Origin of the sequence: Tolypothrix sp. PCC 7712, assembly GCF_025860405.1 — a bacterium.
In the GTDB taxonomy this organism is placed as follows: domain Bacteria; phylum Cyanobacteriota; class Cyanobacteriia; order Cyanobacteriales; family Nostocaceae; genus Aulosira; species Aulosira diplosiphon.
On sequence record NZ_CP063785.1, the window covers coordinates 6984428 to 6998100 of the forward strand.

A 13673-nucleotide genomic window follows, 5' to 3' on the forward strand; every position below is an offset into this window, starting at 1 on the left:
TCATTGAGACAATTCGACCTATTCTGTAACTTAACCTACTGATTGGAAAAATTTGTAGCTGAAAATACTAAATTCTCCCTTGGGATCAATTGTTTTCAATTCTGATTGATGGAAAAGCGCTTATAACCTAGAGGTTGCATGAATATTAAAAAAATGTAAAAATCCCTCTCATTAATGATTATTAATTAAATTATGTAAATTCGGGATCAATGAAAATCGCTACTTGGAACGTGAACTCAATCCGTATTCGTTTAGAACAAGTTATTGATTGGTTAAATCAAAATCCTGTGGATGTTCTCTGCTTGCAAGAGACAAAAGTAACTGATAGCCAATTTCCGCGATCGCCTTTTGAAGACTTAGGCTATCAAGTATATATATCAGGGCAAAAATCATACAACGGTGTAGCTTTAATCAGCCGACAACCTTTGTTAGATATAAGTACTGGGTTCACCGCAATTGTGCCTAATTTACAACCTGAATGGGACGAGCAAAAACGTGTAATTACTGGAGTCCTTGATAATGTGAGGATTGTCAATCTTTATGTTCCCAATGGTTCATCTATAGGTAGCGAAAAATACGAATACAAGCTGCGTTGGTTAACAGTACTACGGGAGTATTTGCAACTACTATTAAAATCACATCCTGCTATCTGTGTATGCGGTGACTTTAATATTGCTTTAGAAAATAAGGATATTCACGATAAAGCCAAACCAGACAATCACATCATGGCATCTGAAGCAGAACGCCAAGCCTTGCGAGATATACTGACACTGGGATTTGCTGATGCCTTTCGTAAATTCACCTCTGAAGGCGGTCACTTCAGCTGGTGGGATTACCGTACCGCAGCCTTTCAGCGTAACTTAGGCTGGCGGATTGACCATCACTATCTCACACCAGTATTGTATGAGCGGGCAACGAGTTGCATGATTGATGTCGCACCGAGAAAATTGACTCAACCCAGCGACCATACACCTGTAGTTGTGGAATTGGGGATTTAGTAACGCGCGAAAAGCTTACGGATGCGTTACGCTGCGCTAACGCATCCTACCTTGTTCTGGCTGAGGATAAGTCAAAGTCCAGTTATTTTTATCATTTAATTGGTTATATAAACCTTGAAGAATTAGGCGCAGTGCAGTACGAGTTCTGATATATTCTCTCAATAAATGAGTTCCTGGGGCGGCAGATATACCATCATAGTATTGCTTGTAGCCAAATGGTTTGGCACATTCATTGCCAAAACCTTTAACAGTTAATACAAAAAATGGACTTTCCTTGTATTCGTTAGGAACCATGAAGACTCCATAGACATGATGTTTACCACGCCACGGCTGCACGATAACTTTAGCCGCCTGTACTTGGAATTTTTGGGTTTTTGATGACAGGAATGCTTCGGCATCGCAAACAGAATCATTGATAGGCCACCATAAAGTTAAAATTATTAGTGAAATTAGGAAAAGCAAAAAATAGAGAAATGGGCGACGCATAAATTCAACAGTAATTGTTGATGCAATTGCTGCTATCTGATGGGCAATGTTAATGCAGCTTTAGTAGTGAGAAGATTTTTATGAACAGAAGTATCACCTTCCACTACATTTTTTTAAAGCATCTTGTTACTATTAAGATAAGTAATAATTCAATTAAGTTTTGTGGCGATCGCTACTGATTATAATGATGCTAATAAATTTATCAGCAAGCTTTGATTTAACAGTACTATCTAACTATATTGCACTAACTGAGACTGAAGGCAAACTATCTAGGGTATTATTTTTTGAATCATAATAAATGATAAATAAATTACAGTCTTAAATTTTGATTATGCATATTTATCTCCGCACAATTATGGCGCAAATATTTCAAATGTATCGGCTTTTTGACATATAAAAAATCCAATCAATCTAACCATAGAGGGATTCTTTAATAAAACTTTCCTTCTAAACTGCCAATTTATGTATTAAATAAAATTATTTTTTATATTAAATTATACATTACTAAACCAATTTAAATGTACTGGAAAACAGTTACATTATATACTGCTAATTATATGCAAATATATTGTTCAAAAATTGGTATTTAATGATATCTAGTAAAATAGAGGAATTACCCATGCAAACTAGAGAAAATAAAATATTTCCTTTGCCAGAAGAGGATTCCATCAAATTAAAAAAAATTGACTATGTAGAATTTTATGTAGGTAATGCAAAGCAAGCAGCCTACTTTTATTGTAAATGTTTTGGCTTTAGGGCGATCGCCTATGCGGGATTGGAAACTGGAATGCGCGATCGCAGTTCGTATGTTGTCGCACAATCAAATATCCGCTTTGTGTTTACCTCGGCGCTAACACCAGAGGGGCCAGTAGCCGAATATGTGAGGTTACATGGTGACGGAGTGTATAATATTGCCTTGCAAGTAGATGATGCTCGTGCTTGTTTTGCAACTGCGATCGCACGTGGCGCACAACCAATACTAGAACCGACGATTTTTCAAGAACAAAATGGTTATCTTGTGAAAGCAACAATCAAAAGTTATAGCGGTGACCTAGTTCATTCTTTTATCGAGCGTCATAACTATAGCAATTTTGCGCCTCAATATCAGCCGATTGCCAATATATCAAGCAACAATTATGCTGGTTTATTTGATATTGACCACATTGTGATTAATGTCGAATTAGGCAAAATGGATTTATGGGCAGACTTTTATTGCAAAGTACTAGACTTGCAAGAGAGTCAACTATTTACTAGCGATGATATTTCTACTAAATATTCTTCGTTGATGTCAAAAGTTTTGCAAAATAATACTGGTCAAATTAGATTTCCCATTAATGAACCAGCAGCAGGCTATCGTAAATCACAAATTCAGGAATATTTAGATTTTCATTATGGCCCTGGTGTGCAACATATTGCCCTCAGAACCAATAATATTGTGAAAGCAGTCACAGAATTGCGTAATCATGGTGTGGAATTTTTAGAAACTCCAGATATTTATTACGAGAATTTGCAACAACGCATTGGTCAAATTGATGAAGATATAGAGACGTTGCGAGAATTGAAAATCTTACTCGATAGAGATGAAAAAGGATATCTCCTGCAAATATTCACTAAGCCATTAGTAACTAGACCAACATTTTTTATTGAAATTATTCAACGCAAAGGTGCACAAGGGCTAGGTAATGGTAATTTTAAAGCCTTATTTGAAGCCATTGAGCGTGAGCAAGCAGCCCGTGGTAATTTATTACCTTTTAGCTAAAAATTGAAGAGTTTTGCTAGCAAAAGCAGTGGTATGGAAAAGCAATCCAAAATCCAAAATCTAAAATCTAAAATTTAAAATAGGCAAGTTTTGATGCAAATTTATGCTACCTATGTAAACTCTCTATGCTGAACGACACCTGCTAAGATTTTTTACAGCATGGGTAGTAACATACACCAATATCAGCTATATTCCCCTAAGCATGGTAAAAAAAAGATGTTAATGGGAAGAATCTGGGGAAATCTACAAACCGTGAAAGGTGGGTTTTGTGCAATTGCGATCGCGCAAATTTTAGGGACAGCTACCTCTGCAAAAGCGGCGGAAACAGTTGTAGTGAGATATGGCCCGTTTGCAGAATCCTTCGCTGTAGCCGATTTGCAAAAAGCTGCGGAAACTGGAGAGTTTCCCAGAGACATAGCACTTTTCACCAATAAGTTACCGGAAGAACAACGCCGTTCCATATTAGGGGCCTTGAGAATGAAGATACCCCTAAACGTGGTCGCTATTAGTCGCTTATTGAATACGCAAATTGGGACAGCAATTCTCAACGATCTATCTACGGCTTTAGTCAGAAAAGATAGTGCTGGCGTACAAGCATTAAGAGCCGGATTCGTCTTAGGCTCCACTTCACCCGATGGACTTTCTATACTATCTTTTATTAAATCTTATCCGAGTCAACGCTTAGAAATAAATTTACCGCAATCATTTAGAGTTGCCAGCAATTTAAACTCAGGTTTTTGGCTGACGCAACAGTTTATGCTAGCGATCGCACCGCAACTCAACCCCATCACATCGCAACTATCTTTTTCTATTGATCCTAGCGCACCGGGAGTAGCTCAATATCAGGTTCTAGGTTTGGAATTAAATGACCAAAAACGCAACCGCAAAATTCCTGTAGATGTTTATTGGTCAAACTCTTCAACCACAGAAAAACCTGTAATTGTGTTTAGTCATGGTTTCGGATCGGTGCGTACAGATATGCGCTACTTGGCGCAACATTTAGCATCTCATGGCTATATAGTAGCAGCCCTAGAACATCCGGGTAGTAATGAGACATATACCAACTTAGCTTTCAAAAATAACACTAGGTTTATCCAACCCCAAGAGTTTTTAGATCGTCCCAAAGATATTAGTTTTGTCCTTGATGAACTAGAAAAACTCAACCAAACCGCTACTAGTCCCTTACAGGGAAAAGTCGCCACGAATAACGCTATGGTAATTGGCTATTCCTTTGGTGGTGGGACAGCCTTATCACTTGCAGGAGCGGAATTACAATTAGAAGAACTCAAACAGCGTTGTAAAAAGAATGTAGCTGGATTTAGTTTTGGAGAAACCCTGCAATGCGTTGCTCAAGAATTACCAGCTAATAAATATCAGCTACGAGATGAGAGAATTAAAAGAGCGATCGCACTTAGTCCGACCTCTTCTTTAATGTTTGGTAAAAATGGACTGAGAGAGGTGAAAGTACCTACCTTAATCTGGGCGGCTTCCGCAGATAAAACGCTTCCAGCTTTACCCGAACAAGTAATAGGATTCACTAAAATTCCATCTCCTAAATGGCTAGTGGGTATACTTGGCGGTACTCATTTGAGCGTCAAAGACCCCAGTACCACAATGGATCAAGCCACAAAGCTCAATACAGTCTTATCTGGTGGAGAAGTTGTAGGCGAACAAGCTGCAGATATTCGTAAATATTTGCAAGCGATCGCTTTAGCTTTTGCAGCCCAGGGAACTCCTGAAGCGGAAAAATATGAACCTTTTCTCACACCAGATTATGCTCAATTTGCTTCCACTCAAGCATTTCCCATTCGCTTAGTTACTAGAATTCCTACACAAGCAATGCTAGTAGTTAGGCAATATATTAAGAGTGAGGAATAAAGAATGGGGAATGGGTAAGGGGGAATGGGGAATGGGGAATGGGTAATTGGTAATAGTAATTTATTGGGGATTGGGGATTGGCGACTGTGGAGGATTTGCGACAACGCATAATTGAATTTTTTTGCTGGAAGGCGATCGCACCTCTAACAATGTCATTGTATCGAGCGACAATGCGATCGCATCGCCCTACATTGTTAATGTATCGCCCTACATTGTTAATGCATCGCCTTACATTGTTAATGCATCGCCTTACATTGTTAATGCATCGCCTTACATTGTTAATGTATTGCTCTACATTGTTAATGTATCGCCCTACATTGTTAATGTATCGCCTTACAACTAAGTTGCATTTGGCCTTTGTTATTCCCCTTGTCCCCAGTCCCTTTGTCCCCAGTCCCTTTGTCCCCAGTCCCCAATCCCCAGTCCCCAGTCCCCAGTCCCCAGTCCCCAGCGCTTCCTGCTAAAATGTTTCACCGAGCCGGAAGGAAAAAAAATGACAGAGGGAAAAATATTGTTGCAACCTGGCACTTTATGGCAAAGTGTCATAGAACGTACTGAATCTGCTTTGAAATGTGGGGCGTTGCTGTCGATACCAACGGATTTTGAATATATTGAGCAGGATGGTGTACGTTTCTTGGTGAGGATTTTGGCAAATCTTGTGCGTAAGGATGCAGCCAAGAAAAAACAGGCTCAACAAACCGCCACATCCGGTAAGGATTTTAATCCTTTTCTCCCATACGAAGAAGATTTATTTGTTGCAGATATTTCTGAAACTCATGTATGTCTCCTGAATAAATTTAACGTTGTTGACCATCATATATTGATTATTACTCGCGCTTTTGAGGAACAAGAAAGCCTACTTACCTTAGAAGATTTTGCAGCAATGTGGGCTTGTTTAGCGGAATATGATGGTTTAGCATTTTATAACGGTGGTCAAGTTGCAGGGGCCAGTCAGCGACACAAGCATTTGCAAATCGTACCTTTACCTTTGACAACTTCAGGTGATGCAATACCTATTCAGCCGTTGTTAGCAAAAGCAAAATTTCAGGATGCGATTGCAACCATACCAGGTTTACCTTTTAAACACGCTTTTGCAGCTTTAAATTCCCAGTGGGCAGAGTCGCCATTACCAGCCGCAAAAACTACAATGGAACTATATTATGCTTTACTCCATGCTGTAGAGATAGCTGCGGTTAACGATCATAGACAATCTGGTGCGTACAACCTTTTAGCAACACGAGAATGGATGTTAATCGTACCGCGATCGCAAGAAGAATACGAGTTCATTTCTGTTAACTCACTAGGTTTTGCAGGTGCGCTATTAGTGCGAAATCAGCAACAAATGCAACTCCTTAAAGACCAAGGGCCAATGAATATTCTTAAGAATGTGGGTTTTGTTAATTGGTAATTGGGCATGGGGCATGGGGCATGGGGCATTGGGCATTGGGCATGAGTAATGAGTAATGGCTATTCTCCCATGCTCCTCTGCTTCCTCTGCACCTCTGCTTCCTCTGCTTCCTCATCCCCAGTCCCCAGTCCCCATTCCCCAACAAGTGCCGTCCCAAAATTTATGTGTTATCTTTTGCAGCATCACTAATACTGATGTGTCAAAGCCGCTTTAATTCGTAATTCATAACTCATAATTCATAATTTCAGGAGAATCATTATGCATCACTTTGACCTGAAATGGATACGCGGCCAGTTTCCCGCACTCACACAAACAATTAATGGTAAGCCTGTAATTTTTTGTGATGGCCCTGGTGGAACTCAAGTACCGGGTGCAGTGCTTGATGCTATCAGTGATTATTTAGTAAGGTCAAACGCTAATGCTCATGGGGCTTTTGCGACTAGCGCGCGCACAGATGCACTGTTGACGGCGGCGCGTGCTGCTACGGCTGATTTTCTGGGATGTCATAGTGATGAGGTGGTATTCGGTGCTAATATGACCACCCTTACCTTTAGCGTCAGTCGCGCTATTGGTCGAGAATTGCAAGCAGGCGACGAAATTATTGTGACACAGCTTGACCATTACGCCAATGTTTCCCCTTGGTATGCGTTGGAGGAAAAAGGCGTGGTTGTGCGTGAGGTGGGTTTCAATGTGGAAGACTGCACCCTCGATATGGGTGAACTGGAACGGCTAATTAATGAACGTACAAAGTTAGTCGCAATTGGCTTTGCATCTAATGGAGTGGGGACAATTAACGATGTCCCTAAAGTTGTGCGTTTAGCTCATGCTGTGGGCGCATTAGTATTTGTTGATGCTGTTCACTATGCGCCCCATGCGCCTCTCAATGTTCATGCGTTGGATTGCGACTTTCTCGCCTGTTCCGCTTACAAGTTCTTTGGCCCCCACGTAGGGGTTTTGTATGGTAAGCGTGAGCATCTTGCCCGATTAACGCCATATAAAGTCAAACCCGCTCCTGATGATGTCCCATCGCGCTGGGAAACTGGAACTTTGAATTATGAAGGCTTGGCTGGGTTAGTAGCGGCAATAAATTACTTGACAAAATTGGGTTGTCATGTATCACCTAACGTTGATAACGAGTTAATTTCTGCCTTAATCGCAGCGGATAAGGAAGGTATAGAAACATTCCACTGTCCCAGCTTCCTCACTTCTGCAGATTCAGCGACACCTGCAATTACATCTGCTTATCACAGCAGACGGGCGGCTTTGGTAGCAGCGATGTCCAGCATTCAACAATATGAAAGAGAATTGAGTCACAAACTGATTCCGGGATTGTTGGCGATTCCTGGCTTAAAGTTATATGGCATTACCGATCCACAGCGCTTTAATTGGCGAACCCCAACAGTAGGAATTCGATTAGCCGGACAAACCCCCGCAACTGTTGCCAAAGCATTAGGCGATCGCGGAATATTTTCTTGGCATGGTCATTTTTATGCGATCGCTCTGATCGAAAAACTAGGCATAGAACCTACCAGTGGTTTAGTGCGAATTGGACTCACACACTACAACACAGCCGAGGAAATTGAGCAACTATTGCAAGCCTTACAAGAAATTGCGGTCTAGTCAAGTTTTGTAGAGACGCGATTAATCGCGTCTCTTTCCCCATTACCCATTACCTATTACCGATTACCTCCCCCTCAGCAGATTTGTGATTTATAGTATTTGCATAAATCGCCAGTTGTGACCGATTCTTGAGATTGAGACGGTTGAGAATACTTGTCACATGAGTTTTTACTGTGCCTTCAGTAATATATAGCTTTTGAGCAATTTCGCGGTTGGTTGCGCCTACGCCAATCAACTGCAAAACTTCTTGTTCTCGTGCAGTGAGTTCTGATAACTTTGCAGGCGCGGAACTTTCACTAGTTTCGGCTGGAGATGTTTCTTTCGCTAAAAGTTTATCAAATAACCCCGGGCCAAATTGAGTATAGCCATAATGTCCAAAGCGAATTGCATTTGCTAACTCGCTGGAAGGCATATCTTTAAGCAAATATCCTTTTGCACCCGCCCGCATAGCCCCAGCCAAAGAAGTATCATCATCAAATGTGCTGAGAATTAGAACTTTGATATGGGGATAGTTTTCTACAATTAATTTTGTAGCAGTTCGTCCATCCATTTCCGGCATCCGAATATCCATTAACACCACATCAGGCTGGAGTTGTGCAACCATTTCTAAGGCAACTTTGCCATTCTCCGCATCTCCCACTACCTGTAAATCACGTTCCTGTTCTAGCATTGCCTTTAATCCTTGACGAATCAAGCTTTGGTCGTCAACAATTAATAGGCGAATTTTAGCAGATTCATCAATTTTCATAAATTCTACCTCTTGGAAATATTCATAAATAAAGCTATTCATAATCAGTATTGGAAAATGTCTATCGTCGGTATGCTTTTTTGAAATTGATATTGAGTTTGGTAAAAAGGGTAAAGGGTAAGGGCGAAAGGTTCTTTCTGCGTCCTTTCTCCCTTAACCGCAAACAATCGGGATTGAAGTAGTCAACTTCTTTCTAGGTTTAATTTATCGGAACTAATAAGTAAGTTCCATCGAATAAATGTCACGACTTGAAGATGATATTTGTCATGTTGTTCCATGACATTTGTCATGTTTTTGGGGAATGGGTAATGGGGAATGGGTAATGGGTATGAAGAAATACAGTTTAGTTCAGTTAAGAAAATTAATTGATAACAAAACCAAAAAACTAGTTACTCAACAAAAAACAGAACAATAATTTTGGAGGGGGTTTGGGGGACGCAACCGTCACCCAATCGGGGGTTTGGGGGAGAATCCCCCAATTCTACTGGCTTCTTTAATAAGTGACAAAATAAGATTACTCTATGCCACCAAGAGCGATCGCATCTAATTGATTAGTATCAAGAATTGTAATTTTGCCACCTCGACTGTAGGTAATCATTGAGTTGAGGCTTTTAATTAAACGCACGCATTCCTCGTAAGAAATCCCAACACTACGAGCCATAAGGTAGTAAGATAACTTAACTTTTAAAGTCTCGCCTTTTGAAGTTCGCTCAGTTCCAGATTCGGCAGCATAATATTGAATTAATCTGGCAAGCCTGACAATAGCTCTTTCAGAAACTAATCCATGTACTGTTTCATGTAATTGCTGAATCCGATTGTTAAAAACCATCAACATCTGTAAGGCAATTTCAGGATTTTGTTGTATAGCCTTTAATAAAGCATCTCGCTCTACAGTGAGAATTTCACACTCAGATTCAGCCGTTACAGTCGCAGGGGAAATTCCATTTCCTAATAAAGCAGGCGCAGCAAAAATCTCTCCTACTGCTAAGGTACGCAAAATCGTTTCTTTGCCTGTGGTTGCTGTTTTGCTCACTTGAATGGAACCGCTAACAACAGCATATAATTTTGCAGGTAAGCGATCGCCTTCATGGAGAATCATCTCCCCCTTACTATAATGTTGCAGTTGGGTTTGGGGTTGCAAACTAATTTTGTCTGCAGTTGTTAACCCTGCAAACACAGTAATTTGAGAGAGTTGTTCCAATGATGCCTGCATGACATTAAGTAGGTAGGCGAAATTAAAGATAACTGGCTGAGGCTGTCATTTGTCTTTAGTCATTTGTCATTAGTAAGGATGTCAAACCTATTTACGGTTTTTAACATATTTGGGTTTATTTCCACCGACTTACTTATCTTAATAAGGAAACTCAAAACCACTTTCCCCCTTCTTGTAAAGACGCGATTAATCGCGTCTCTACCCCCCTGCCATCCAAGTGATAAAATATGCTTTATTTATCAATAGCAAAAGCTGGACGATGCTGAATCCAAGGATTTGCAGCCTCTAATTGTGCGGCGAGACTGATGAGTGTAGCTTCTGCGCCGGGTTTGCCAATTAACTGTACGCTAATGGGTAAACCGTTACTATCAAATCCTACAGGAAGTGCGATCGCAGGTTGTCCAGTAGCATTGGCTGCGGGACAGGGCGCAATCCAGTTAATAATCTCTTTGAGTGTGTCTTCTGGACTTAAGTCAGCCCATTCGCCTACGCGAATTGGAGAATGCAAATAAACTGGCAATACCAGCACATCAACATTATGGAAAAACCCAACAATTTGTCTAGCGGCGATTTGCATTTGTGATACTGCTTGCAGATATTCACCCGCAGAACCAGAACGCGCCAATAGCCAACGGTTCATTGGTTGCAAAACTTCTGCCGGAATTCCCGAAGCACCTACCCCAGCTTGCCAGATGATAGGAAATGGTTCAATTAATCCGCTAAAATCTGGCGATTTTTCTACAACTTTGTGTCCTAATTGTGCTAACAACTTAACTGTTTGCAAAACTCCTTGTTCACAGCTACTATCTGCTTCACCCAAGGGAGGAATAATCGTTGTATAGGCAATTTGCAATTCTTGGGGTGGTTTCTCGGTAGCAGAGAGGAAGGATGTTTCCGGATCGGGTAACCAATAAGGATCGCCTACTACGTAACCTGACATAGTATCTAAAAGTGCAGCCGCATCGGCAACAGTCCGAGCAATCGGCCCATTAGTGGCAATTCCCGAAAGGCGATCGCCTACAGGAGCATTACTTACTCTACCCCGTGATGGTTTAATGCCTACCAAACCACAACAAGCTGCAGGCCCACGCACTGAGCCACCACCATCGGAACCTTGAGCGATCGCACTCAACCCAGCAGCTACGGATGCGGCTGCACCACCACTAGAACCGCCTGGTGTATAGTCTAAATTCCAGGGATTTCTCGCTGGGGGAAATCCCATAGGTTCACTGTAAGGAAAAGAACCAACTTCGGAAGTGGCAGTTTTACCGAGGATAATAAATCCGGCTTGTTTGATGCGGGTAACTATCCCATCATCATAGGTAGGGATATTGTTGATTAAAGCAGGATTGCCATAAGTACAAGGTACACCAGCTACCGGGTTCAGGTCTTTAATCGAAATTGGTACCCCAAAAAATGGCGGTAACTCTGAACTATTTACCAGTATTTCTGTTTTAGCTTGAGCATCTGCGATCGCTAAATCTGCCGTCACCGTAAAATAGCTGCCTAACTGGGGATTTAACCGCTCAATCCTTTCTAGATATACATTTACCAACTCTAGAGGCGAAAGTTCCCGGCGACGGATTAATTGCGCCAACTTCAGTGCTGGGGTAAAAGCTAAATCAGTGGTATTCATGCGTGAACTACTGAGTAGTTTGAGGTTTTTTCTGCAATTTTCTACTAAGTTTGTTACTTTAGCAGGATTTTCGGGAAATATATCTCTGTAAATGCTGAGATTTGTCAATCAACTAGGATACTAGTACACTTACGTGAAAGTATTGACTAGTATGCAGTGGGCGTAGTTATTTTTTTAATCAAGCCATAACTTCACTGCATCGTAATTTTAATTGTTTGGCATCCACTTGCAACAATCGCCAAGGGATATTTATGGCTGAATTAGAAAAGGTACTGAATGAACTGCCAAAACTTGTTGAAGAGCTAAAGCTAACTGTGGGAAACACTGAAACAATTCAGCAAGAATTAACACGTTTAAGCGAAGCTCAAGAAAAATTGCACAATCTGCAAGTGGCGATCGCTCAAGAATTAGATGTGACAAAATCTCATCAAAATGGATGTAGCGCGATTTCTGCGGTTACAGCCAGAACATTATTGATACCTGACAATTTTTCTACGGATAATGGATTTATTGCCGAAAAATTCGGCAGTTTTAATAAACAGCTTTCCTTAACCGAATTACAAGCCCAAATGGTTCGCTGGCATGAGTGGGGTGAATTGCTTCAGTCTATAGCCAAAGATATGTTAAGCGATGAGCAAATTATTAACCAGCTAAATTGTAATATTAACTATACAAATATTCCCGAAAAATTCCGAGAAATTGAACAAATAATTCCCATTAATTTAGCCTTTGGCAATCAGAAAAAATTAGAATTTCAAAATAAGCAAATTATTACTTATCAATCTGATTTATTAGAAATTCAACAGAGATTATCTATAGTATTTGACAGTATTAATAGCAGCCAGACTATTTTAGTAATTTTGCTAGGATTATCGTTATTCTGTGGGCAAAATGGGCTAGAGCTACAATGGCTATCCGATGAATATGGCTTCATTATCTCTAGTATGGGCAAGTTTCAACCATTAACAGAGTTTATTAATGATTGCGAATCCTATAAAAATAATATCAATACTTTAGTTGAAAATATTAATAGCTTAAAAACGCAAACCGAACAAGCTATAGTTAGCTTACCCCAGAGTGATCCCTTGGGAAAAGCTGCGAAATATTTAGCCAGAAAACGCATCAATTCAATCTTATTTATTGCCTCCAGCGTATTAGTTTTAGGCTTGGGTGGTTGGACAATTTATCACCAAATTACTCAATTCCAGTCAGGCAATGTCAGTGGTAAACAACCAAAAAATGTTGTAGATAAATTCAAAGCTTCTCAAAAACTTGGTCTGGAAGCTTCTTTGATGGTGCAAAAGCCACCACTACCTCTCAAAGATTGGCAGCAAGCAGAAAGCAAATGGCAACAAGCAGTGCAATTATTAGAAAGTATCCCGGAGGGAACCCCAGTCTCTCCTCAAGCGAAGAAACAACTAATTAGCTATCGTACTAAATATGCGGCTATCAGTCAAAAAGTTTTGAATGAAAAGAAAGCTGCTACCAACTTAGAATATGCTCAAAAATTAGCAGTGGAAGCCGAGTTTATTGCCAAAAACGCACCACCAGAATCGGTGATTTTACAACAAGCAAAAGATAAATTACAAGCAGCAATTAACTTATTACAAAGCATTCCCGAAGGGACATCAGTCTCCAAAGAAGTACAAGACAAGCTGACTAGTTATCAAAATAGCTATGAGGCTATTGGTAGTAAGTGATTGGGGAACTCGGGGCCCCCTCTGGGGATAAGGGGGAATGGGGAATGGGGAATGGGTAATGGGGAATGGGGAATGGGGAATGGGGAAGAATAAAAGACAAATACCAACCAATCTCTAACCAATAACCCGTTACAGCCTGATAAATCTCTCAGTGCTTGGTTAGTAATAGCCAAGCGATCGCCATCAAGAGTTACCAATTCAAAATTGATTGACTGTCAATACTGCTC

Annotated in this window: 12 protein-coding genes; 7 read left to right on the forward strand and 5 right to left on the reverse strand. The window is 40.5% G+C overall.

The genetic code is table 11. From position 1 onward, the window contains the following. Positions 1–209: 209 nt before the first annotated feature. The gene (gene xth / locus HGR01_RS28825; RefSeq protein WP_045872249.1) at positions 210–998 is read left to right on the forward strand and encodes an exodeoxyribonuclease III; all 789 of its coding nucleotides are present in this window, start codon (positions 210–212) and stop codon (positions 996–998) included. A 36-nt stretch (positions 999–1034) separates the two neighbouring features. Here the strand turns inward: xth and HGR01_RS28830 are convergent, their stop codons facing one another. After that, positions 1035–1484 (reverse strand): hypothetical protein, encoded by a 450-nt coding sequence (locus HGR01_RS28830; protein ID WP_045872248.1) that lies wholly within the window; start codon positions 1482–1484, stop codon positions 1035–1037. A gap of 619 nt (positions 1485–2103) precedes the next feature. Here HGR01_RS28830 and hppD point away from each other — a divergent pair. The 4 genes from hppD to HGR01_RS28850 all read left to right on the forward strand — a co-directional run bounded on the left by hppD (position 2104) and on the right by HGR01_RS28850 (position 6529). Beyond that, a complete protein-coding gene (hppD, locus tag HGR01_RS28835) occupies positions 2104–3243 on the forward strand; it encodes a 4-hydroxyphenylpyruvate dioxygenase (protein ID WP_045872434.1) in 1140 nt (379 codons plus the stop codon). A gap of 222 nt (positions 3244–3465) precedes the next feature. Further along, positions 3466–5121, forward strand: a complete 1656-nt coding sequence (locus HGR01_RS28840) for an alpha/beta hydrolase (protein WP_045872433.1) — start codon at positions 3466–3468, stop codon at positions 5119–5121. Between the two features lie 77 nt (positions 5122–5198). Further along, positions 5199–5585, forward strand: a complete 387-nt coding sequence (locus tag HGR01_RS28845) for a hypothetical protein (protein WP_155539439.1) — start codon at positions 5199–5201, stop codon at positions 5583–5585. A gap of 29 nt (positions 5586–5614) precedes the next feature. Further along, entirely contained in the window at positions 5615–6529 is a 915-nt protein-coding gene (locus HGR01_RS28850) for an ATP adenylyltransferase family protein (RefSeq protein WP_045872247.1), read from the forward strand. Here HGR01_RS28850 and HGR01_RS28855 read toward each other — a convergent pair. Continuing rightward, entirely contained in the window at positions 6519–6671 is a 153-nt protein-coding gene (locus tag HGR01_RS28855) for a hypothetical protein (protein WP_155539437.1), read from the reverse strand. The two genes, HGR01_RS28850 and HGR01_RS28855, sit on opposite strands and share 11 nt — an antisense overlap. Before the next feature lie 116 nt (positions 6672–6787). Here HGR01_RS28855 and HGR01_RS28860 point away from each other — a divergent pair, with 116 nt between their 5' ends. Continuing rightward, positions 6788–8149, forward strand: a complete 1362-nt coding sequence (locus HGR01_RS28860) for a cysteine desulfurase-like protein (RefSeq protein ID WP_045872246.1) — start codon at positions 6788–6790, stop codon at positions 8147–8149. A 49-nt stretch (positions 8150–8198) separates the two neighbouring features. Here the strand turns inward: HGR01_RS28860 and HGR01_RS28865 are convergent, their stop codons facing one another. The 3 genes from HGR01_RS28865 to HGR01_RS28875 all read right to left on the reverse strand — a co-directional run bounded on the left by HGR01_RS28865 (position 8199) and on the right by HGR01_RS28875 (position 11746). After that, complete coding sequence (locus HGR01_RS28865) at positions 8199–8897, reverse strand: response regulator transcription factor (protein WP_045872432.1); 699 nt, start codon at positions 8895–8897, stop codon at positions 8199–8201. Between the two features lie 514 nt (positions 8898–9411). Further along, positions 9412–10110, reverse strand: a complete 699-nt coding sequence (locus HGR01_RS28870) for a Crp/Fnr family transcriptional regulator (RefSeq protein WP_045872245.1) — start codon at positions 10108–10110, stop codon at positions 9412–9414. A 232-nt stretch (positions 10111–10342) separates the two neighbouring features. After that, positions 10343–11746, reverse strand: coding sequence for an amidase (locus HGR01_RS28875; RefSeq protein ID WP_045872244.1), 1404 nt, complete (start codon positions 11744–11746; stop codon positions 10343–10345). Positions 11747–11997: 251 nt separating this feature from the next. On the opposite strand from HGR01_RS28875, the gene HGR01_RS28880 reads away from it, so the two are divergent. Beyond that, positions 11998–13446 (forward strand): hypothetical protein, encoded by a 1449-nt coding sequence (locus HGR01_RS28880; RefSeq protein WP_045872243.1) that lies wholly within the window; start codon positions 11998–12000, stop codon positions 13444–13446. Positions 13447–13673: the final 227 nt, after the last annotated feature.

Coding starts and splice junctions, on each gene's coding strand:
- HGR01_RS28875 (WP_045872244.1), bottom strand. CDS start 11,746: ATGAATACCACTGATTTAGCTTTTACCCCAGCACTGAAGTTGGCGCAA.
- HGR01_RS28850 (WP_045872247.1), top strand. CDS start 5,615: ATGACAGAGGGAAAAATATTGTTGCAACCTGGCACTTTATGGCAAAGT.
- HGR01_RS28840 (WP_045872433.1), top strand. CDS start 3,466: ATGGGAAGAATCTGGGGAAATCTACAAACCGTGAAAGGTGGGTTTTGT.
- HGR01_RS28870 (WP_045872245.1), bottom strand. CDS start 10,110: ATGCAGGCATCATTGGAACAACTCTCTCAAATTACTGTGTTTGCAGGG.
- hppD (WP_045872434.1), top strand. CDS start 2,104: ATGCAAACTAGAGAAAATAAAATATTTCCTTTGCCAGAAGAGGATTCC.
- HGR01_RS28865 (WP_045872432.1), bottom strand. CDS start 8,897: ATGAAAATTGATGAATCTGCTAAAATTCGCCTATTAATTGTTGACGAC.
- xth (WP_045872249.1), top strand. CDS start 210: ATGAAAATCGCTACTTGGAACGTGAACTCAATCCGTATTCGTTTAGAA.
- HGR01_RS28880 (WP_045872243.1), top strand. CDS start 11,998: ATGGCTGAATTAGAAAAGGTACTGAATGAACTGCCAAAACTTGTTGAA.
- HGR01_RS28830 (WP_045872248.1), bottom strand. CDS start 1,484: ATGCGTCGCCCATTTCTCTATTTTTTGCTTTTCCTAATTTCACTAATA.
- HGR01_RS28860 (WP_045872246.1), top strand. CDS start 6,788: ATGCATCACTTTGACCTGAAATGGATACGCGGCCAGTTTCCCGCACTC.